The following is an 18,649-nucleotide window of genomic DNA, read 5'->3' as shown; positions in this document are numbered from 1 at the left end:
CCCATCGACACGTCCCGCGACGTGTCCAGCGAGGAGACTTCATACCGTGGCCCTTCCACCGCTCACCCCTGAAGAGCGCGCCGCAGCCCTCGAGAAGGCTGCTGCCGCACGCCGGGAGCGAGCTGCCGTCAAGAACCGCCTCAAGTACTCCAGCGCCTCGCTCGCAGAGGTCATCGAGGACGGCAAGGTCGATCCCGTCATCGGCAAGATGAAGGTCACCGAGCTGCTCGAGTCGCTCCCCGGCGTCGGCCGCGTCCGGGCCAAGGCGATCATGGCGGAGGTCGGCATCGCCGAGTCCCGACGGGTGCGGGGCCTCGGCGCCAACCAGATCGCGGCCCTGCTGCGTCGGTTCGAGCGACCGTGACGCCTGCCTCCGCGACGGAGCCCCGCGAACCGGGGCGCCTGACCGTCCTCGCCGGACCGACGGCCGTGGGCAAGGGCACCATCGCTGCCTACGTGCGCACGCACTTCCCCGGCGTGTGGTTCTCGGTGTCGATGACCACCCGCAAACCGCGGCCCGGTGAGGTGGATGGTGTGCACTACCACTTCGTCGACGACCAGGAGTTCGACCGGCTCGTCGCGGCCGGTGAGTTCCTCGAGCACGCGGTCGTCCACGGTGTCGCCAAGTACGGCACCCCGCGGGGGCCCGTCGAGCGCGCCATTCGGGAGGGTCGCGACGCCCTCCTCGAGATCGACCTCCAGGGCGCCCGACAGGTTCGCGTGACGTGGCCGGACGCGTTGTTCGTCTTCCTCGCCCCGCCCAGCTGGGACGAGCTGGTCCGCCGTCTGGTGGGTCGGGGGACCGAGGACGCCGCGGAGCGGGACCGCCGTCTCGACACCGCACGGGCGGAACTGGCCGCCCAGGCGGAGTTCGACCGCGTCGTCGTCAACGACGATGTTCGGCGGGCCAGCGAAGAACTCGTATCATTGATGAGATCGGGACGCCCCGGACGGTGAGTCCCGCTGGTGTCGTGCGCCGCGTCGGCGCCGCGGCGCGAGACTCCTGCACGACCCCGACTGCACCGAACGACCCCAACGAAACGAGATCACTGTGTCCGGTACCCAGGCTGCTCCCATCGGCATCACCAACCCGCCGATCGACGACCTCCTGACCGCCGCCGACTCGAAGTACGCGCTCGTCATCTACGCCGCCAAGCGCGCCCGCCAGATCAACGCGTACTACTCCCAGCTCCAGGAGGGGCTCCTCGACTACGTGGGCCCCCTCGTCGAGACCGAGGTCCACGAGAAGCCGCTGTCCGTCGCCCTGCGCGAGATCAACGAGGGTCTCCTCAGCTCTGAGCCCACCGAGGCCTGAGGCGTCACGACCGATGCGCGTCGTCCTCGGCGTGAGCGGCGGCATCGCCGCCTACAAGGCCTGCTCGCTCCTGCGCCTCTTCACGGAGAGCGGGCACGACGTCACGGTGGTTCCCACCGCGGCGGCCCTCAACTTCGTCGGGGCGCCCACGTGGGCCGCCCTCTCGGGCAAGCCGGTCAGCACTGAGGTGTGGACGGACGTCCACGAGGTGCCGCACGTGCGGATCGGCCAGCAGGCCGACGTCGTCGTCGTCGCGCCGGCGACCGCCGACGTGCTCGCCAAGGCTGCCCACGGACTCGCGGACGACCTGCTCACCAACACCCTGCTGACGGCGCGCTGCCCCGTGGTGCTCGCCCCGGCGATGCACACGGAGATGTGGCACCACGCCGCCACCCAGGCCAACGTCGCCACACTGCGCGGACGCGGCGTGCACGTCATCGATCCCGCCGAGGGCCGGCTCACCGGCAAGGACACCGGCGCGGGACGACTCCCGGAGCCGGAGGAGCTGTATGCCGCTGTGCTCGCTCTCCTCGAGGCCGCGCCGGACGCTCCTCCCGCCCTCGAGGACGCCCCGGTGGGGGAGGGCGCCCCGGGTCACGTGAGCGCCCGGGCCGGCTCAGCGGCATACGGGCCGTGGTCGGGGCGGAAGGTCGTCGTCTCGGCGGGCGGCACCCGTGAGCCCCTGGACCCGGTGCGCTTCCTCGGCAACCGCTCGTCGGGCAAGCAGGGCGTCGCCATCGCGCGGGCCGCTGCCGCGCGTGGCGCCGACGTCACGCTCGTGGCGGCCAACGTCGCCCTGCCCGCCCCCGACGGCGTCCGGGTCGTGCCGGTCGGCACGACGCTGGAGCTGCAGGAGGCGATGACCAAGGCCGCGAGCGACGCGGATCTCGTCGTCATGGCGGCGGCGCCGGCGGACTTCCGGCCCGCCACGATGCAGGCGAGCAAGATCAAGAAGGGCGAGGACGGCTCCGGCCTGCGCCTCGAGCTCGTCGAGAACCCCGACATCGTCAAGGGCCTCGTGGCCGACCGGGCGAGTCGAGGCGCGTCGCGCCCGGTCATCGTCAGCTTCGCTGCGGAGACCGGCGACGCGACGGGCTCCGTTCTGGACCATGCCCGTGCGAAGTTCGCCCGCAAGGGCAGCGACCTCCAGGTCACCAACGAGGTCGGCTTCGACAAGACGTTCGGCCGCGACGACAACACCGTCCACATCCTCAGTCGGGGCAGCGACGAGGTCCGCACAGTCGGCCCGGCGTCCAAGGACGTGGTCGCCGACGCCGTGCTGGACGCCGCCGAACCCCTCCTCTGAGCGGCGACTACACTCGCCGTCACCGCCCACCCAGCAGCCAGGAGCCTCCGTGTCCGCACGCCTCTTCACGTCCGAGTCCGTCACCGAGGGACACCCGGACAAGATCTGCGACCAGATCAGTGACTCGATCCTCGACGCGCTGCTTGCCGAGGACGCGCAGGCGCGGGTGGCCGTCGAGACGATGGTCACGACCGGGCTCGTCCACGTCGCCGGTGAGGTCTCCACGACGGGCTACGTCGAGATCCCGAAGATCGTCCGCGAGACCATCCTCGCCGTCGGCTACGACGGCTCCCAGAAGGGCTTCGACGGACGCACCTGTGGCGTCTCCGTCTCGATCGGCGCCCAGTCGCCCGACATCGCCCAGGGCGTCGACACCGCCCACGAGACGCGGCACGGCGGCGTCGACCCGATGGACAAGCAGGGCGCCGGCGACCAGGGCCTGATGTTCGGCTACGCCTGCGACGACACGCCCGAGCTCATGCCGCTGCCGATCTTCCTCGCGCACCGGCTCGCGGAGCGGCTGACGCAGGTCCGCAAGAGCAACGAGCTGGCCTACCTGCGCCCCGACGGCAAGACCCAGGTGACGATCGCCTACGACGGTGACCGTGCCGTGCGGCTCGACACCGTCGTGCTCTCCACCCAGCACGCCCCGGACGTCTCGCTCGAGGGGATGCTCGAGCCGGACATCATGGACCACGTCATCACCCCGGTTCTCGACGAGCTGCGCTCAGGCGGCAGCGACCTCGACGTCTCGTCCTACCGCGCCCTGATCAACCCGACCGGTCGCTTCGAGATCGGTGGCCCGATGGGCGATGCCGGGCTCACCGGACGCAAGATCATCGTCGATACCTACGGCGGGATGGCGCGGCACGGCGGGGGCGCCTTCTCCGGCAAGGACCCGAGCAAGGTCGACCGCTCCGGGGCCTACGCGATGCGCTGGGTGGCCAAGAACATCGTGGCCGCCGGGCTGGCTCGCCGCTGTGAGGTCCAGGTGGCCTACGCGATCGGCAAGGCGCAGCCGGTCGGCCTCTACATCGAGACGTTCGGCACCGAGACGGTTCCGGTGGACCGGATCCAGGACGCCATCGGAGACGTCTTCGACCTGCGTCCCGCAGCCATCGTCGACGCGCTGGACCTGCTCCGCCCGATCTACGCGCCGACGGCGGCCTACGGCCACTTCGGCCGGACCAAGGCCGACGGCGTGGAGCACGCGTTCACGTGGGAGCGCACCGACCGCGTCGAGGCACTCCGCGCCGCTGTCTCCCGCTGACACTAGATTCGCCCTCGTGGGCGATGGTGTGGCGGAGGTGACGGACGGGGTCGGGTTGTCGCCCGAGGGATCGCTCTCCGGGCGACCGGTCGCGGGCGTCGTCGTCGAGACGCCACTGGCACACCTCGACCGCGTCTTCGAGTACGCCGTCCCGGAGGAGCTGTCCGCGGACGCCGTGCCGGGGGCGCGGGTGCGCGTCCGGTTCGCCGGCCGTGACCTCGAGGGGTTCGTCGTGGAGCGCCGGGCCGAGGCCGACCACGAGGGACGGCTCTCGCCGCTGCGCAAGGTGGTCAGCCCGGAGCCGGTGCTCACGCCGGAGCTGCTGGCGCTGTGCCGCGCGGTCGCGGACCGCTACGCGGGGACCCTGAGCGACGTCCTGCGCCTCGCCGTCCCCAAGCGCCACGCGACCGCTGAGCGCAACCTGCCGCTGCAGCCCGCGGCCGACGCGGCATCCGAGGCCGGAGGCGGCCCGACGCCGGTCGACCCGGGAGCCCCCGCCCCCGGCTCCGTGGTCGGGCCGTGGAGCGCCTACCCGGCCGGGCCGGCCTGGCTCCGGCGGGTGGCCGAAGGACAGGCGCCGGCGGCGGCGTGGACCGCACTGCCGAGCCAACCGGCCGAGGCCGACTGGCCGGAGGCCTACGCGCTCGCCGTGGCCGCCGCGCTCGGCGGTGGGCGCGGGGCGGTGGTGGTCCTGCCCGACCACCGGGACGTCGATCGCCTGGATGCAGCCCTCACGCGGGTGCTCGGCCGAGGACGTCATGTCCGGTTGACGGCCGACCAGGGCCCGCAGGCGCGCTACACGGCGTGGCTGAAGGTGCTGCGAGGCCACGTCAAGGTGGCGATCGGCACTCGAGCGGCTGCCTTCGCGCCAGTGCGCGACCTGGGGCTGGTCGCCTGGTGGGACGACGGCGACGACCTGTTGGCGGAGCCCCGGGCGCCCTACCACCACGTCGGCGTCGTGCTCTCGCTGCGGGCCGAGCAGTGCGGGGCCGCGCTGCTCACGGGCGGGTTCGTCCGTGGGTTGCGCGTCCAGGCCGAGGTCGAGGCCGGGCGGGTCGTGCCGGTGACAGCCGAGGCAGACGTCGTCCGCGCCACTGCGCCGCGCGTGGTCATTGCCGGGGAGGGCGCCGACGAGGAGCGCGACGGCCCTGCGGCCCGAGCCCACCTGCCCTCGCGCGCGTGGCGGGTGGCCAAGGACGCGCTCCGAGACGGACCCGTCCTGCTCCAGGTGCCCCGCCGCGGCTACCTGCCTGCACTGAGCTGCGGAGAGTGCCGCACGCCGGTCCGGTGCCTCCGGTGCCAGGGCCCGGTCGCTGTTGGCGCGTCCGGCAGCCCGCCGCGGTGCCGTTGGTGCGGCTCGGGGCTCGGAGCGGGCGGGTTCGAGTGCCGGTCCTGCGGCTCGCGGCGGCTCCGTGCGGTCGTGACCGGAGCAGGGCGGACGGCCGAGGAGATCGGTCGGTCCCTGCCCGGACACCCCGTGCACACCTCGCGGGCCGGCCAGGTGCTCTCCGGGGTGGGCTCGGAGCCGGCACTCGTCATCGCCACTCCAGGCGCCGAGCCCGTCGCCGAGGGCGGCTATGCGGCAGTCCTCCTCCTCGACGCCTGGGCGAGTCTCGACCTGCCGGTTCTCGACGCGCCGCTCGAGTCGCTGCGTCGCTGGGCAGCCGCCGCAGCGCTGGTGCGTCCCGGGCGGACCGTCGTCCTGGCGGGCGTGCCCCACGGGGTGACCCTGCCGGCCATCGAGGCACTGGTGCGGTGGGACCCGGGCTGGCTCGCGGCCCGCGAGCTGGCGGAGCGTCGGGAGCTCGGGCTGCCCCCGGCCGTGCGCATGGCGCAGGTGGTCGGCAGCCGCGAGGCGGTCGAGGGCGCGCTCTCGCAGCTCGACGTGCCGCCGCGTGCGCAGGTGCTCGGTCCGATGCCGCTCGACTCGTGGCGGCCCTCGAGATCCGGCGCGGGCGCCGGGGATGCTGGCGAGTCGCCCCCGAGCTGGCATGCGCTGGTCCGGGCACCGCTCGACGCGACCGACGAGCTGACGCGTGCCCTCATCGCGCTCAGAGCCTTCCGCTCCGCCCGCAAGGAGACGGCTGCCGTGACGGTGCGCGTCGACCCGCTCGACCAGTGGTAGTCCCCGGCAGGACGCGTGGAGGCGCGGCCACGCGTCCGCCCGGGCCCTGCGCCATGACAGAGTGGCCGCCATGGCGAAACGCGACCTCGACATCGTCCTCTACGGCGCGACGGGATTCGTCGGCACCCTGACCGCCCGCTACCTGGCCGGACGCACCGACGGGTTGCGCGTGGCGCTGGCCGGGCGGTCGCGGGAGCGCCTCGAGCGGCTGCGGGCCGAGCTCGGCACCTCGGCCGAGGAGTGGGAGGTCATCGAGGTCCATGCGCACGACTCAGGCGGGCTTCGGGTCCTCGCTGGACGCACCAAGGTGCTGGCGACGACGGTCGGACCGTACGCGGTGCATGGCAAGGACGTAGTCCGGGCGTGCGCCGAGACGGGCACGCACTATGCCGACCTGACCGGCGAGGTCCTCTTCGTCCGCTGGTCCGTGCACGAGGTGGGCCCCGTGGCCGAGGCGTCCGGTGCCCGCATCGTCCACGCCTGCGGCTACGACTCCGTGCCCTCCGACCTGGGGGTGCTCCTCCTCGCGCGCCGAGCCGCAGCGGACGGTGCAGGGACTCTCGGCGACACCGTGCTCGCGGTCAAGTCCGCCAAGGGCGGGTTCAGCGGTGGCACGGTCCACTCGGCGCGCAACCAGGCGATCGTCGCCGCGCAGGACCCCGCTGCCCGCCGTGTCCTCAGCGACCCGCATGCGCTGAGCCCGCGACGTCAGGACGAGCCGAAGGGCGGTCCACGGCGATCGACGGGCCTGCCCGGTCTGCTCCGCAAGCTGGTGCCGGTGGACCGGGACCCCCAGACGGGACGCTGGAACGGCCCGTTCGTCATGGCCGGTTTCAACACGAGGATCGTGCGCCTGTCCAACACGCTGACCCAGTGGTCCTACGGTCGGGACCTCCGCTACCGGGAGGTCGTCGACTTCGGCTCCGGACCGTTGTCGCCTCTGCTGGCCGGGGGCATGGCCATCGGCCTCGCGGGTGGTCTCGCGGGACTCTCGTGGGGTCCGACGCGCGCCGTCCTCGACCGGGTGCTGCCCAAGCCGGGGGAGGGGCCGAGTGAGGCCCAGATGGCGGCGGGCCGGTTCCGGATGGAGATCCGGTCCACGACCACGACGGGGGCGAAGTACGTCGCCACCGTGGCCGCTCCCTTCGACCCGGGCTACAGCGGGACGGCGGTGATGCTCGGTGAGAGCGTCCTGTCCCTCCTGCAGGACGGCGACCGCCTTCCCGACCGGGCCGGGGTCCTCACTCCGGCGACCGCGCTGGGTGACGTGCTCGTGAAGCGGCTGCGGGATCAGGGCTTCACGCTCGAGGTCGAGCGTCTGACCTGAGGGCGGACGCACCTACACTTGGACCGCGCCCGGGCACCCGGGGTGCCGCCGACCCGTCATCGACCCCGAGGACCCAAGCCTGTGGCGATCAAGGACATCCGCCTCTTCGGAGACCCCGTGCTGCGCACCCCCGCCGCGGAGGTCGTCGACTTCGACAAGGAGCTGCGGACGCTCGTCAAGGACCTCGAGGACACCATGCTCGACGCTCCGGGAGCCGGCCTCGCGGCCCCGCAGATCGGGGTCGGCCTGCGGGTCTTCACGTACTGGGTCGACGGCATCGTCGGCCATCTGATCAACCCCGTCCTGGACCTCTCGGACGAGGAGCAGGAAGGGCCGGAGGGGTGCCTCAGCATCCCGGGGGTCACGGTGGACACCCGCCGGGCCCTGTCCGTCGTGGCGAAGGGCCAGGACCAGCACGGCGAGCCGGTCGTCCTCGAGGGGTCGGAGCTGCTGGCCCGCGCCGTGCAGCACGAGACGGACCACCTCGACGGCATCCTCTTCGTCGACCGCCTCGACCCGGCGGCCAGGAAGGCGGCCATGCGCGCGATCCGCGAGGCGGAGTGGTTCGGTGAGCCGCCGCCCACGGTGAAGGTCAGCCCCCACTCGACCTTCGGTCTGGGGATGTGACGTGCGGGTCGTCTTCGCGGGAACCCCGCACGTGGCCCTGCCGAGCCTCGATGCCGTCGCCGCCTCGCGCCACGAGCTGGTCGCCGTCATCACGCGGCCCGACGCGCCCGCCGGGCGAGGCCGCCGGCTCGAGGCGTCGCCGGTCCGCGCCCGGGCCGAGGAGCTGGGCCTGCCGGTCCTGACCCCGACCTCGGCGAAGGACCCCAACTTCCTCGATGCGCTGCGGCAGCTCGCCCCGGACGCCTGCCCCGTGGTCGCCTACGGCAACCTCATCCCCCAGGCGGCGCTCGACATCCCTGCTCAGGGCTGGGTCAACCTCCACTTCTCGCTGCTGCCGGCCTGGCGCGGAGCGGCACCGGTCCAGCACGCCATCATGGCCGGGGACGAGATGACGGGAGCGTCGACCTTCCGACTCGAGCGCGGACTGGACACCGGCCCCGTCTACGGCGTGATGACGGAGCGGATCCGCCCGACCGACACGGCGGGAGAGCTGCTCGAGCGGCTGGCCACGGCCGGCGCCGGCCTGCTCGTCGCCACGCTGGACGGGATCGAGTCGGGTGACCTCGTCGCCCAGCCCCAGCCGGCCGATGGTGTGTCGCTCGCACCCAAGATCGAGACCGAGGACGCCCGCATCCACTGGGCGCGACCGGCCCTGGCGATCGACCGGCTCGTGCGCGGCTGCACCCCGGCGCCGGGTGCGTGGACGACGTTCCGCGGGGATCGGCTCAAGGTCTCGCCCCTGGTCGTGTCGGAGCAGGGTGACCCTGCGGGTGCGGCGGGCCTGGCGCCGGGCGAGCTCCTCGTGACGAAGCAGGCCGTCCTGGTCGGGACCGCGACGTCCCCAGTGCGTCTCGGAGTGGTCCAGGGTCGCGGCAAGAAGCCCATGCCCGCGGCCGACTGGGCACGGGGCGTCCGCGTCGAATCAGGAGAGCGGGTCGGCGATGAGTGACGAGCGACGTCGCGGACGGCAGCGGCCGCCCGCCCGGGACCGGTCGGCCCAGCACCGGTCGGCCCAGCGACCCTCTGAGCGAGCCCGGCGCACCGACCCGGCCCGCCTGACCGCCTACACGGTGATGCGCGAGGTCGCCCAAGGCGCCTACGCCAACCTCGCCCTGCCCAAGCTGCTGCGGGAGAAGCGGATCCACGGCCGCGACGCCGGTTTCGCGACCGAGCTCGTCTATGGCGCGACCCGCCTCTCCGGCCTCTACGACACGCTCGCCGCCCGGGCGGCCGACCGGCCGGTCGACCGGATCGACCCGCGGGTCCTCGACACGATCCGGCTCGGGGCCCACCAGGTCCTCAGCATGCGTGTCCCGACGCACGCCGCCGTGGACGAGACCGTGGCGCTGGCGCGGCAGGTCAACGGGGCAGGAGCCGCCGGCTTCGTCAACGCCGTGATGCGCCGGATCAGCGAACGATCCCTGGACGAGTGGTTGGAGGTCGTCACGGCCGACGTCGCCGATCCCACCGAGGCCCTCGCCATCCGGACGTCGCACCCGCTCTGGGTGGTCAAGGCACTTCGGGCCGCCCTCATCGGACACGGTCGCGCGGTGGTCGACACCGCGGAGGCGGAGCTGGCTGCCCTGCTGGCCTCGGACAACGCCGCCGCCAAGGTGGCGCTGGCCGCCCGACCCGGTCTGGCCTCCGTCGCGGAGCTCGTCGAGGCCGGCGCCGAGGCGTCGACCACGAGTCCGGTGGGCGCCGTCCTGCCCGAGGGGGACCCCGGAGCGATCCCAGCGGTGCGCGAGGGCCGGGCCGCGGTGCAGGACGAGGGCTCCCAGCTGCTCGCGCTGGCCATCGCCACGGCCGAGATGGGCGAGTCAGCCCTGACGGGCGAACGCTGGCTCGATCTCTGCGCCGGGCCCGGTGGGAAGGCGGGACTCCTCGCCTCGATAGCCGTGCAGCGCAGGATCCCGTTCGTGGCCAATGAGGTGAACGAGCACCGGGCACAACTCGTCCAACAGACTCTCGCGGCCGCGTCCGCGGCGGCCCGCGAGGCCGGCACGACGATCGAGGTCCGCCACGGAGACGGGCGGGAGATCGGGGAACTGAGCCCAGCGGCATACACCCGTGTTCTCATCGATGCCCCCTGCACCGGCCTCGGGGCGCTGCGCCGCCGGCCGGAGGCGCGGTGGCGACGCAGCCCCGGCGACGTGGCCACCCTGGCGACCCTCCAGCGCGAGCTGCTCGCATCGGGGATCGAGGCGACCCGGTCGGGCGGCGTGATCGGCTACGCGACGTGCAGTCCGCATCTCAACGAGACGAAGTTCGTCGTCCAGGACGTGATCAAGAAGCGCGACGACGTCGAGCTGGAAGATGCGCGACCGCTCTTCCGCGACGCTGCGGGAGCGCCCCTGCCGGACCTCGGCGACGGTCCCTACGTCCAGCTCTGGCCGCACGTCCACGGCACCGACGCGATGTTCCTCGCACTGCTGCGCAAGCGCTGACCTCAGCGCCCGCGGAACACCGGGCGCCGTCCCTCCCGTCGGGCCGCGTCCGCCTCGGCGGCGTCCTCGCTGGCGAAGCAGGCCAGGAACTCGGCGTGCAGACCGGGATCGTCGTCGGGCAGATGAGGTGAGCCGAGCACCCGCTTGGCGTAGGACAGCGACAGCGGAGCCAGCGCGGCGAGGTCGTGGGCCAGTGCGATGGCGTCCGTCAGGTCGCCCTCGCGCTGCACGAGACCGCTGGCCAGCGCCGCCCCGAGGTCCATGGTCTCGGCGGCCAGCAGCAGGCCGCGGGCATGGCCGCCGCCGACCAGATGAGCCAGCCGGCGGATCGTCCACGGATCGACGGCGAGCCCGTTGCGGGCGGTCGGCACGGCGAAGCGGGCGGCCTGCGTCGCGACTCGCAGGTCGCAGGCCGCGGCGAGCTGGGTGCCACCACCGATCGCCGGACCGTTGACGGCGGCGATCACGGGGACCGGCACGGAGGTGATCGCGCCGAGCATGCCGTAGTGGGCCTCCCGGAAGTCGTCGCCATAGACCCCGTCGAGGTCTGCGCCGGCGCAGAAGGTCGAGCCGGCGCCGGTGATCACGACGGCACGGACCGGTTGGGGGCCCGTGACCGCTCCGTCAAGGGCACCCTGCAGCGCTCGACACAGCTCGAGGTCGAGGGCGTTGCGCTTCTCCGGGCGGTCGAGGGTGAGCACGAGGACGTCGTCGTCGACGAGGCGCTGCAGCATGGAGGCATCCTCGCAGGCAGTGTCCGTGGCGTCCGGCCGGCCCAACTACGCTGTCCACCGTGCAGATCTCCCCGAGCATCCTGTCGGCCGACTTCGCCAACCTCGAGCGCGAGCTGGGGCGGATCGCGAACGCCGACTGGGCCCACGTCGACGTGATGGACGCCCACTTCGTGCCGAACCTCACCCTGGGACTTCCCATCGTGGAGGCCCTGCTCAAGGTCAGCCCCATCCCCATCGACGCTCACCTGATGATCGAGGACCCGGACCGGTGGGCGCCGCTCTACGCCGAGGCAGGGTGCCAGTCGGTCACCTTCCACATCGAGGCGGCCCGGGACCCGCGCGCCCTGGCGCGCACCCTTCGCGCGGCGGGGGCGCGGGCCGCCATGGCGATCAAGCCCGGCACGGACTTCGGCCCCTACGAGGAGCTGCTGCCCGACCTGGACATGGTGCTCGTCATGACGGTGGAGCCGGGCTTCGGCGGCCAGTCCTTCATGGCCGACCAGATGCCCAAGGTGCGCCAGGTCCGCGAGGCCGTCCAGCGGCACGGGGGCGAGATCTGGGTCCAGGTCGACGGGGGCGTCAGCGCCGCGACGATCGAGCAGTGCGCCGAGGCCGGGGCCGACGTCTTCGTCGCCGGGTCCGCGGTCTACGGCGCGGAGGACGCCGCTGCCGCCGTCGACGAGCTGCGTTCGCTCGTCGCGGCGCACCATCACTGACCCGCGCACGCGACCGGGTGACCCGGGCGCCGGAGCCCCACCGGTGGTGACCGTCACGTGAGAGCGATGTGGGCTCGTCCCGCGACACGGTGCATACTGGCCGTACGTGCTCCGGGGTCGGTGTAATTCCGAGCCGGCGGTGACAGTCCGCGACCCGACCGCTCAACAGCTTCACGAGCGGCCGGTTGACCTGGTGGAACTCCAGGACCGACGGTGAAAGTCCGGATGGGAGGCAGCACGAAACAGACTGGCGTCTGTGTGGTCCGCGCACCCCCGAACGGGAGCGCGGAGCGCGACAGCGCCAGCTGTGGAGTTCCCCCGGAGTTCGTCCGTTCAGCACCACGAACTCCAAGGACGAACACCACATGCAGTCACTCGCTTTCGCAGACGAGACCAAGAACCTCTTCCAACAGGTCCTCGATGCCGCGATCCCGATCGGGATCTACCAGCTGCACTGGACCGAGCTCATCGCCGTGCTCATCGGCGTCGTCTCCGCCTGGTTCGGAATGAAGCGGCGGGTCTGGGCCTGGCCGGTCGGCATCATCGCCAACGTCATGCTCTTCTTCGTCTACCTCGGGGCCCTCTTCGGCGCGGATGAGCGCGTCCCCCTCTTCGGCCAGGCCGGCCGTCAGGTCTTCTTCATCCTGATGAGTGCCTACGGCTGGTGGCGCTGGACGCAGGTGCAGCGACTGAGCCACGCCGAGGACGCCAGCGGGGCCGCCATCACGCCGCGCTGGGCGACGCGTCACGAGCGCCTGGCAGTCGCCGGCTTCTGGGTCGTCGGCACCGTGGCGGTCCACCAGGCCTTCACCTGGCTGTGGTCCCTGGCCCCGAACCCGTACTGGACCCCCGAGTGGTGGTTCTTCTGGTGCGACGCCTGGATCTTCGTCGGGTCCATCGTCGCGACCTTCGCGATGGCCCGCGGCTGGAACGAGTTCTGGCTGGCCTGGATCGCCGTCGACCTCGTCGGGGTGCCCTTCGGTTTCGCGACCGGCTACGTCCCGACGGCCGTCCTCTACATCTTCTACGGCCTCTTCGTCGTCTACGGCTTCATCCAGTGGGTCAAGGCGTCGCGGACGGGGCACCGGGACGTCGAGCCGGTCCTGGCCGGCTCCCGGGTGGGCTGAGCATGGTCGCGCGGCAGCCGGAGGGCAGCGCGGGCGCGGACGCGGCGTTCATGCAGCGTGCCATCGCCCTCGCCGAGCGATCGCCCTGGCCGGACCCCAACCCTCGGGTCGGGTGTGTCATCGTCGATGCGGCGGGCACCGTGGTCGGGGAGGGCTGGCACGAGGGCGCCGGGACCCCGCACGCGGAGGCGGCGGCGCTGGCGCTGGCCGGCAACCTCGCTCGGGGCGGGACCGCCTACGTGTCGCTCGAGCCGTGCGCGCACACCGGGCGGACCGGCCCCTGCGCCGACGCGCTCGTCGCCGCGGGAGTCAGCCGTGTCGTCTTTGCGCAGACCGATCCGAACGGCGTCGCTGCCGGGGGAGCCGACGTGCTGCGTGCCTCGGGGGTGGAGGTCGAGGCCGGGCTCCTGGCTGGCGAGGCCGCGGCGATCAACGCGAGGTGGGCCCGCACCGTCGCCCTGGGACGGCCGCTCGTGACGTGGAAGTTCGCGGCCACTCTCGACGGTCGCAGCGCCGCGGCGGACGGGTCGAGCCAGTGGATCACCGGGGAGGAGGCGCGCCGAGACGTGCACGACCTGCGGGCCACGCGCGACGCCATCGTCGCGGGCACGGGCACCGTCCTGACGGACGACCCCCGGCTCACCGTCCGACGCGAGCCAGACCGTATGCCGCTGGGCCGGCTCCCCGAGACCGCCCCGCTGCGCGTCGTGGTCGGCCTGCGCGACGTCCCCGCGACGGCGCGGGTCCACACGGGGCCAGGCGGCGTCGTCCACCTGCGCACCCGGGATCCCCAGGTCGTGCTGGACACCCTCTGGGAGCGAGGCGTCCGAGACGTCTGGCTCGAGGGCGGTCCCACGCTTGCGGCGGCGTTCCTCTCGGCCGGCCTGGTCGACGAGGTGGTCGCCTACCTCGCCCCAGCGCTGCTCGGCGCCGGCCCAGCAGCCGTGGGGGACCTCGGCATCACCTCCATGGACGCCATCCGACGGCTGGAGGTCACCGACGTCACCCGTGTGGGCGGGGACATCCGAGTTCAGGCAGTGCCCGCGTCAGTGGCGGGGAAGGAGTAGCACCCAGATGTTCACCGGAATCGTCGAGGAGCTCGGCCGGGTCGGCTCGATCGAGAGCTCCACCGAGTCAGCCGTCCTGCGCATCGAGGGACCGCTCGTCGCGTCCGACGCACGGCATGGGGACTCGATCGCCGTCAACGGCGTCTGCCTCACCGTCGTGACCCACGACGCGGCCGGCTTCACCGTCGACGTCATGGCCGAGACCCTGCGCCGCTCCAGCCTCGGCGCCCTGCGGCCGGGCGACCCCGTCAACCTCGAGCGCGCCATGGCGGCGTCGAGCCGCTTCGGCGGTCACATCGTCCAGGGACATGTCGACGGCACGGCCACCGTCGTCGAGCGCGTTCCCGGGGACCGCTGGGAGGTCGTCACGTTCAGCCTCCCCGAGTCGCTGGCCCGGTATGTCGTGGAGAAGGGGTCCATCACGGTCGACGGTGTGTCCCTGACCGTGTCGGCCGTCGCGACCACCACCTTCAGCGTCTCGCTGATCCCGACCACGCTCGAGGCGACGACCCTCGGGCGCAAACAGGTGGGGGACAGCGTCAATCTCGAGGTCGACGTCCTCGCCAAGTACGTCGAGAACCTGATCCGGCACGGAGCCATCGGCAAGGAGGAGTCATGAGCGAGCTGGCGACCATCGAGGAGGCCCTGGAGACGCTGCGCCAAGGGCGCCCCGTCCTCGTCCTCGACTCGGAGGACCGGGAGAACGAGGGCGACCTCGTCCTGTCGGCCCACACCGCGACGGAGGAGTGGATGGCCTGGACCATCCGTCACTCGTCCGGCTACCTGTGCGCGCCGATGCCCGACCCCGTCGCCGACCGCCTGCAGCTTCCGCTCATGGTCGCCGACAACCGCGACCCGCTCCGGACCGCCTACACGGTCTCCGTGGACGCCGCGTCGGGAGTGACGACCGGGATCAGCGCGGCGGACCGCACGCGCACGGTGCGGGTCCTGGCCGACCCCCAGTCCGTGCCCGCCGACCTCATCCGACCGGGTCACGTCCTCCCGCTCCGGGCTCGCGCCGGGGGAGTCCTCACCCGACCCGGTCACACGGAGGCGGCGGTCGACCTCACCCGGCTCGCGGGCCTGCCGCCCGTGGGTGTCATCGGGGAACTCGTCCACGACGACGGCCGCATGATGCGCTACGAAGCGGTGGTCGCACTCGGCCGCGAGGCCGGGCTGCCCGTCATCACCATCGAGCGGCTCATCGCCTGGCGCCAGCAGCACGACCGGGTCGAGCGGCTCGCCACGACGGTGATCCCCACTCGGCACGGCTCGTTCACGGCGCACGGCTACCGGGACACCCTGACCGGCGACGAGCACGTCGCCCTGGTCAGCCCCCGAGGCCTGCACGGATCCCGACCGGCTGCGCCCGTTCTCGTGCGCCTCCACTCCGAGTGCCTGACCGGGGATGCCTTCGGCTCCCTCCGCTGCGACTGCGGACCGCAGCTGCAGGCCTCGATGGCTCGCGTCGGGCGGGAAGGCGGCGTCATCGTCTACCTCGGTGGGCACGAGGGTCGCGGCGTCGGCCTCGTGGACAAGCTCCGGGCCTACGGGGAGCAGGACCGTGGCGCCGACACGGTGGATGCCCAGACGGCGCTCGGCCTGCCGGTCGACGCCCGGGAGTACGCAGCAGGGGCCGCAGTGCTCCACGACCTCGGTGCGGAGCGCGTCGTCCTGCTGACCAACAACCCGTCGAAGGTCGCGGCCCTGCGCCACTTCGAGATCGACGTCGTCGCCGTGGAGCGACTCCACACCGAGGTGGCCGCCGAGAACGAGCGCTACCTCGTCACGAAGCGGGAACGTCTCGGCCACGACCTGCCCGCCGTCATCCACGCCAAGCCCGAATCTGCCTGAAGGAGACCCCCATGAAGGATGGAGCACCCACGCTGGCCGTCGACGGTCGCGGCCTGTCCGTGGCCGTCATCGCCGCGAGCTGGCACGACCAGGTCATGGACGGACTGCTCGACGGCGCCCGCCGCGGCCTGGCCGATGCCGGGGTCACCGACGTCGTCGAGGTCCGGGTCCCCGGGACGTTCGAGCTGTCCGTGGCCTGCGCCAGGCTGGCCGAGCGCTACGACGCACTTGTCGCGCTCGGCGTCGTGATCCGCGGTGGCACCCCCCACTTCGAGTACGTGTGCCAGGCAGCGACCTCCGGGATCACCGACGTGTCGGTCCGGACGGGCACCCCGATCGGGTTCGGCGTCCTGACCTGTGACACCGACGAGCAGGCCCTCGACCGCGCCGGCCTGCCGGGCTCGAGCGAGGACAAGGGCCACGAGGCGGCCACGGCTGCCGTGGCGACCGTCGTCGCGCTGCGCCAGGTCGGGTCCGAGGGGCCGGTCGCGGTGGTCAGGGATTGAGCGCGGGTCAGCCCAGCGGCATACGGCCCTCTAGGGTGGTGGACCGTGAAGAGCTTTGAACAGCTGTATGCCGAGCTCGCCGAGAAGGCGGCGACCCGGCCGGAGGGATCCGGCACGGTCGCTGCCCTCGACGCGGGGGTCCACGCCATCGGCAAGAAGATCGTCGAGGAGGCGGCCGAGGTCTGGATGGCCGCCGAGTACCAGTCCACGGCGGAGGCCGCCGAGGAGATCAGCCAGCTGCTCTACCATCTCCAGGTCCTCATGCTCGCCAAGGGCATCTCGCTCGACGACGTCTACGCCCACCTCTGACCCGACCGAGAACCCCACCGGATCTCGCACCGCACCAGACCAGCCGAGGACCCGCCATGCTCCGTATCGCCGTGCCCAACAAGGGCTCCCTCTCCGACGCCACCGTCGAGATGCTCCGGGAGGCGGGCTACCGCACCCGTCGGGACGCCAAGGAGCTCGTCGTCGCCGACCCCGACAACGACGTCGAGTTCTTCTACCTGCGCCCCCGTGACATCGCCGTCTACGTCGGCTCCGGCACGGTCGACGCGGGCGTCACCGGCCGCGACCTGCTGCTCGACTCGGGCTCCGACGCCATCGAGGTGATGGCGCTCGGCTTCGGGGCGTCGACCTTCCGCTATGCCGCCCGGCCCGGCAAGGTCACGACGGTCGACCAGATCGCGCAGCAGCGGGTGGCCACCTCCTACCCGGGCCTCGTCCGGGCCGACCTCGCCAAGCGGGGGATCGAGGCCGAGGTGGTCCGCCTCGACGGCGCCGTCGAGACCGCGATCACGCTCGGAGTGGCCGATGTCATCGCCGACGTCGTCGAGACGGGCACGACGCTGCGCCAGCAGGGGCTGGAGGTCTTCGGCGAGCCGATCCTGCGCTCGGAGGCGGTCCTCATCCGCGGCGACCGGCCGGGGGAGCAGCAGGCCACCGCCGTGCTGCAGCGTCGCCTCACCGGGGTCATCACGGCCCGCACCTACGTCATGCTCGACTACGACTGCCCCAAGGAGCTCGTCGCCCAGGCCACCGAGCTCACGCCGGGCCTCGAGTCGCCCACCGTGTCGCCCCTCCAGGACGACGCCTGGGTGGCGGTGCGCGCGATGGTCCCGCGGGTGGGACGCAACCGGCTGATGGACGAGCTCTACGACCTCGGCGCCCGGGCGATCCTCGTCACCGACATCGCCGCCTGCCGGCTGTGAGCGGAGCACCCGAGGCCCGTCCCCCCGACGCGCTGGCGCCGTTCCGGCCACGTCGCGGCCGCGTGGTCGCGATCGGCGTCGTCTGGACGTCGCTGCTCATCTTCGGCACGATCGCCGTGATCATGCCCGAGCAGGACGGCCGCTGGGGCCCGGCCGACCGGCTCATGCTCTTCGGCCTCGGCGCCCTCATCGCCGCGCTGGCCTGGCGCTACGCGTCGATCCGCGCCCTGCCGACCCGCAGCGGGCTGACCATCCGCAACCTGCTCCTGACCCGGACGCTCGAGTGGTCCGAGATCGTCGGCGTCCAGTTCGGTGGTGGCGAGCCGTGGGTCAGCCTCGACCTGCTCGACGGCGACACGATGGCCGTCATGGCCATCCAGAAGGCGGACGGCGAGATCGCCGACCGGGAGGCCTCCCGGCTGGCGGCGCTCGTCGAGGCCTTCGGAGCGGCCCGGGAAGGCCGGGAGGGCGGGAGGGCGTGAGCCGGCAGCCGACTCCCGACGAGATGCGCCACGCGCTCGGCCACTTCGCGACCGGTGTCACCGTCATCACCGGCACGACACTCGACGGCGACCCGGTCGGGTTTGCCTGCCAGTCCTTCGCGTCGGTGTCGCTCGACCCGCCGCTCGTCCTCTTCTGCGCCGACCACCGCGGCCGGTCCTGGCCACACATGCGCGACACCGGCCTCTTCACCGTCAACGTCCTGCACCACGAGCAGCTCGACGTCGTGGAGCGGTTCGGCTCGCCGCACGGTCGACGTTTCGACGACCTCGACTGGTACCCGTCGGAGGACGCGGGACCGAGTCTCACCGACGCGCTGATGCGCATCCACTGCTCGGTGGAGCAGGTCCACGTCGCCGGCGACCACGACGTCGTGATCGGTCGGGTCCTCGGGCTCGACGACACGGGCCGCGGGCGCCCGATGCTCTTCTACCGGGGGCAGTTCACCGTCACCGAGAGGACCGCGGAGGACGAGGATCGCGCAGGTGAGACGCGCGACGACTACTGGGGCTGAGC

The 18,649-nt window shown here is 72.6% G+C and carries 21 protein-coding genes and 1 riboswitch; of the genes, 20 read left to right on the top strand and 1 reads right to left on the bottom strand.

Features of this window, described 5'->3' with window-relative positions; all coding sequences use genetic code 11:
• Positions 1 to 46: 46 nt before the first annotated feature.
• The 10 genes from mihF (at position 47) to OO014_RS01480 (ending at position 10,417) form a co-directional block, all read left to right on the top strand.
• Complete coding sequence (gene mihF / locus OO014_RS01525; RefSeq protein ID WP_272460464.1) at positions 47 to 364, top strand: integration host factor, actinobacterial type; 318 nt, start codon at positions 47 to 49, stop codon at positions 362 to 364.
• A complete protein-coding gene (gene gmk, locus OO014_RS01520) occupies positions 361 to 957 on the top strand; it encodes a guanylate kinase (RefSeq protein ID WP_272460463.1) in 597 nt (198 codons plus the stop codon). The genes mihF and gmk overlap by 4 nt, the downstream gene beginning before the upstream one ends.
• Before the next feature lie 94 nt (positions 958 to 1,051).
• Positions 1,052 to 1,315 (top strand): DNA-directed RNA polymerase subunit omega, encoded by a 264-nt coding sequence (gene rpoZ, locus OO014_RS01515; protein WP_272460462.1) that lies wholly within the window; start codon positions 1,052 to 1,054, stop codon positions 1,313 to 1,315.
• 13 nt (positions 1,316 to 1,328) lie between these two features.
• Complete coding sequence (locus OO014_RS01510) at positions 1,329 to 2,621, top strand: bifunctional phosphopantothenoylcysteine decarboxylase/phosphopantothenate synthase (protein WP_272460461.1); 1,293 nt, start codon at positions 1,329 to 1,331, stop codon at positions 2,619 to 2,621.
• Between the two features lie 49 nt (positions 2,622 to 2,670).
• Positions 2,671 to 3,891: a methionine adenosyltransferase gene (gene metK / locus OO014_RS01505; protein WP_272460460.1), complete on the top strand. Its 1,221-nt coding sequence runs from the start codon at positions 2,671 to 2,673 to the stop codon at positions 3,889 to 3,891.
• A 16-nt stretch (positions 3,892 to 3,907) separates the two neighbouring features.
• Entirely contained in the window at positions 3,908 to 6,016 is a 2,109-nt protein-coding gene (locus OO014_RS01500) for a primosomal protein N' (protein WP_272460459.1), read from the top strand.
• A 70-nt stretch (positions 6,017 to 6,086) separates the two neighbouring features.
• Positions 6,087 to 7,343 carry a saccharopine dehydrogenase family protein gene (locus OO014_RS01495; protein ID WP_272460458.1) on the top strand — a complete coding sequence of 419 codons (1,257 nt, stop codon included), beginning with the start codon at positions 6,087 to 6,089 and terminating at the stop codon, positions 7,341 to 7,343.
• A gap of 81 nt (positions 7,344 to 7,424) precedes the next feature.
• Positions 7,425 to 7,970, top strand: a complete 546-nt coding sequence (gene def / locus OO014_RS01490) for a peptide deformylase (RefSeq protein WP_272460457.1) — start codon at positions 7,425 to 7,427, stop codon at positions 7,968 to 7,970.
• Position 7,971: 1 nt separating this feature from the next.
• Positions 7,972 to 8,919 (top strand): methionyl-tRNA formyltransferase, encoded by a 948-nt coding sequence (fmt, locus tag OO014_RS01485; protein WP_272460456.1) that lies wholly within the window; start codon positions 7,972 to 7,974, stop codon positions 8,917 to 8,919.
• Positions 8,912 to 10,417 (top strand): RsmB/NOP family class I SAM-dependent RNA methyltransferase, encoded by a 1,506-nt coding sequence (locus OO014_RS01480; protein ID WP_272460455.1) that lies wholly within the window; start codon positions 8,912 to 8,914, stop codon positions 10,415 to 10,417. Before fmt ends, OO014_RS01480 begins: the two co-directional genes overlap by 8 nt.
• Positions 10,418 to 10,419: 2 nt before the next feature.
• Here the strand turns inward: OO014_RS01480 and OO014_RS01475 are convergent, their stop codons facing one another.
• Positions 10,420 to 11,151 (bottom strand): enoyl-CoA hydratase, encoded by a 732-nt coding sequence (locus OO014_RS01475; RefSeq protein ID WP_272460454.1) that lies wholly within the window; start codon positions 11,149 to 11,151, stop codon positions 10,420 to 10,422.
• 59 nt (positions 11,152 to 11,210) lie between these two features.
• Between OO014_RS01475 and rpe the strand changes: the two genes are divergently transcribed.
• The 10 genes from rpe (at position 11,211) to OO014_RS01425 (ending at position 18,647) form a co-directional block, all read left to right on the top strand.
• On the top strand, positions 11,211 to 11,867 hold the full coding sequence (rpe, locus tag OO014_RS01470; RefSeq protein ID WP_272460453.1) for a ribulose-phosphate 3-epimerase: 657 nt from the start codon (positions 11,211 to 11,213) through the stop codon (positions 11,865 to 11,867).
• A gap of 102 nt (positions 11,868 to 11,969) precedes the next feature.
• A riboswitch (FMN riboswitch) is annotated at positions 11,970 to 12,110 on the top strand.
• Between the two features lie 122 nt (positions 12,111 to 12,232).
• A complete protein-coding gene (pnuC, locus tag OO014_RS01465) occupies positions 12,233 to 12,994 on the top strand; it encodes a nicotinamide riboside transporter PnuC (RefSeq protein ID WP_272460452.1) in 762 nt (253 codons plus the stop codon).
• Positions 12,995 to 12,996: 2 nt separating this feature from the next.
• Positions 12,997 to 14,061, top strand: a complete 1,065-nt coding sequence (gene ribD, locus OO014_RS01460) for a bifunctional diaminohydroxyphosphoribosylaminopyrimidine deaminase/5-amino-6-(5-phosphoribosylamino)uracil reductase RibD (RefSeq protein ID WP_272460451.1) — start codon at positions 12,997 to 12,999, stop codon at positions 14,059 to 14,061.
• A 7-nt stretch (positions 14,062 to 14,068) separates the two neighbouring features.
• Positions 14,069 to 14,680, top strand: coding sequence for a riboflavin synthase (locus OO014_RS01455; protein ID WP_272460450.1), 612 nt, complete (start codon positions 14,069 to 14,071; stop codon positions 14,678 to 14,680).
• Positions 14,677 to 15,915: a 3,4-dihydroxy-2-butanone-4-phosphate synthase gene (gene ribB / locus OO014_RS01450; protein ID WP_272460449.1), complete on the top strand. Its 1,239-nt coding sequence runs from the start codon at positions 14,677 to 14,679 to the stop codon at positions 15,913 to 15,915. The genes OO014_RS01455 and ribB overlap by 4 nt, the downstream gene beginning before the upstream one ends.
• Before the next feature lie 11 nt (positions 15,916 to 15,926).
• The gene (gene ribH / locus OO014_RS01445) at positions 15,927 to 16,421 is read left to right on the top strand and encodes a 6,7-dimethyl-8-ribityllumazine synthase (RefSeq protein WP_272460448.1); all 495 of its coding nucleotides are present in this window, start codon (positions 15,927 to 15,929) and stop codon (positions 16,419 to 16,421) included.
• A 45-nt stretch (positions 16,422 to 16,466) separates the two neighbouring features.
• Entirely contained in the window at positions 16,467 to 16,730 is a 264-nt protein-coding gene (locus OO014_RS01440) for a phosphoribosyl-ATP diphosphatase (protein WP_272460447.1), read from the top strand.
• A gap of 56 nt (positions 16,731 to 16,786) precedes the next feature.
• On the top strand, positions 16,787 to 17,632 hold the full coding sequence (gene hisG, locus OO014_RS01435) for an ATP phosphoribosyltransferase (RefSeq protein WP_272460446.1): 846 nt from the start codon (positions 16,787 to 16,789) through the stop codon (positions 17,630 to 17,632).
• A complete protein-coding gene (locus tag OO014_RS01430; RefSeq protein ID WP_272460445.1) occupies positions 17,629 to 18,114 on the top strand; it encodes a PH domain-containing protein in 486 nt (161 codons plus the stop codon). The genes hisG and OO014_RS01430 overlap by 4 nt, the downstream gene beginning before the upstream one ends.
• Complete coding sequence (locus OO014_RS01425) at positions 18,111 to 18,647, top strand: flavin reductase family protein (protein WP_272460444.1); 537 nt, start codon at positions 18,111 to 18,113, stop codon at positions 18,645 to 18,647. The genes OO014_RS01430 and OO014_RS01425 overlap by 4 nt, the downstream gene beginning before the upstream one ends.
• The last annotated feature ends 2 nt before the right edge of the window (positions 18,648 to 18,649 follow it).

Origin of the sequence: Intrasporangium calvum, assembly GCF_028446585.1 — a bacterium.
GTDB classification, from domain to species: Bacteria; Actinomycetota; Actinomycetes; order Actinomycetales; family Dermatophilaceae; genus Intrasporangium; species Intrasporangium calvum_A.
This window is presented reverse-complemented; position numbering and strand designations above follow the sequence as displayed.

Excerpts from the sequence above, each read along its gene's own strand:
- OO014_RS01495 (WP_272460458.1), top strand. The coding sequence starts at position 6,087 with ATGGCGAAACGCGACCTCGACATCGTCCTCTACGGCGCGACGGGATTC.
- OO014_RS01510 (WP_272460461.1), top strand. The coding sequence starts at position 1,329 with ATGCGCGTCGTCCTCGGCGTGAGCGGCGGCATCGCCGCCTACAAGGCC.
- hisG (WP_272460446.1), top strand. The coding sequence starts at position 16,787 with ATGCTCCGTATCGCCGTGCCCAACAAGGGCTCCCTCTCCGACGCCACC.
- ribD (WP_272460451.1), top strand. The coding sequence starts at position 12,997 with ATGGTCGCGCGGCAGCCGGAGGGCAGCGCGGGCGCGGACGCGGCGTTC.
- OO014_RS01455 (WP_272460450.1), top strand. The coding sequence starts at position 14,069 with ATGTTCACCGGAATCGTCGAGGAGCTCGGCCGGGTCGGCTCGATCGAG.
- ribB (WP_272460449.1), top strand. The coding sequence starts at position 14,677 with ATGAGCGAGCTGGCGACCATCGAGGAGGCCCTGGAGACGCTGCGCCAA.
- ribH (WP_272460448.1), top strand. The coding sequence starts at position 15,927 with ATGAAGGATGGAGCACCCACGCTGGCCGTCGACGGTCGCGGCCTGTCC.
- pnuC (WP_272460452.1), top strand. The coding sequence starts at position 12,233 with ATGCAGTCACTCGCTTTCGCAGACGAGACCAAGAACCTCTTCCAACAG.
- OO014_RS01475 (WP_272460454.1), bottom strand. The coding sequence starts at position 11,151 with ATGCTGCAGCGCCTCGTCGACGACGACGTCCTCGTGCTCACCCTCGAC.
- OO014_RS01480 (WP_272460455.1), top strand. The coding sequence starts at position 8,912 with ATGAGTGACGAGCGACGTCGCGGACGGCAGCGGCCGCCCGCCCGGGAC.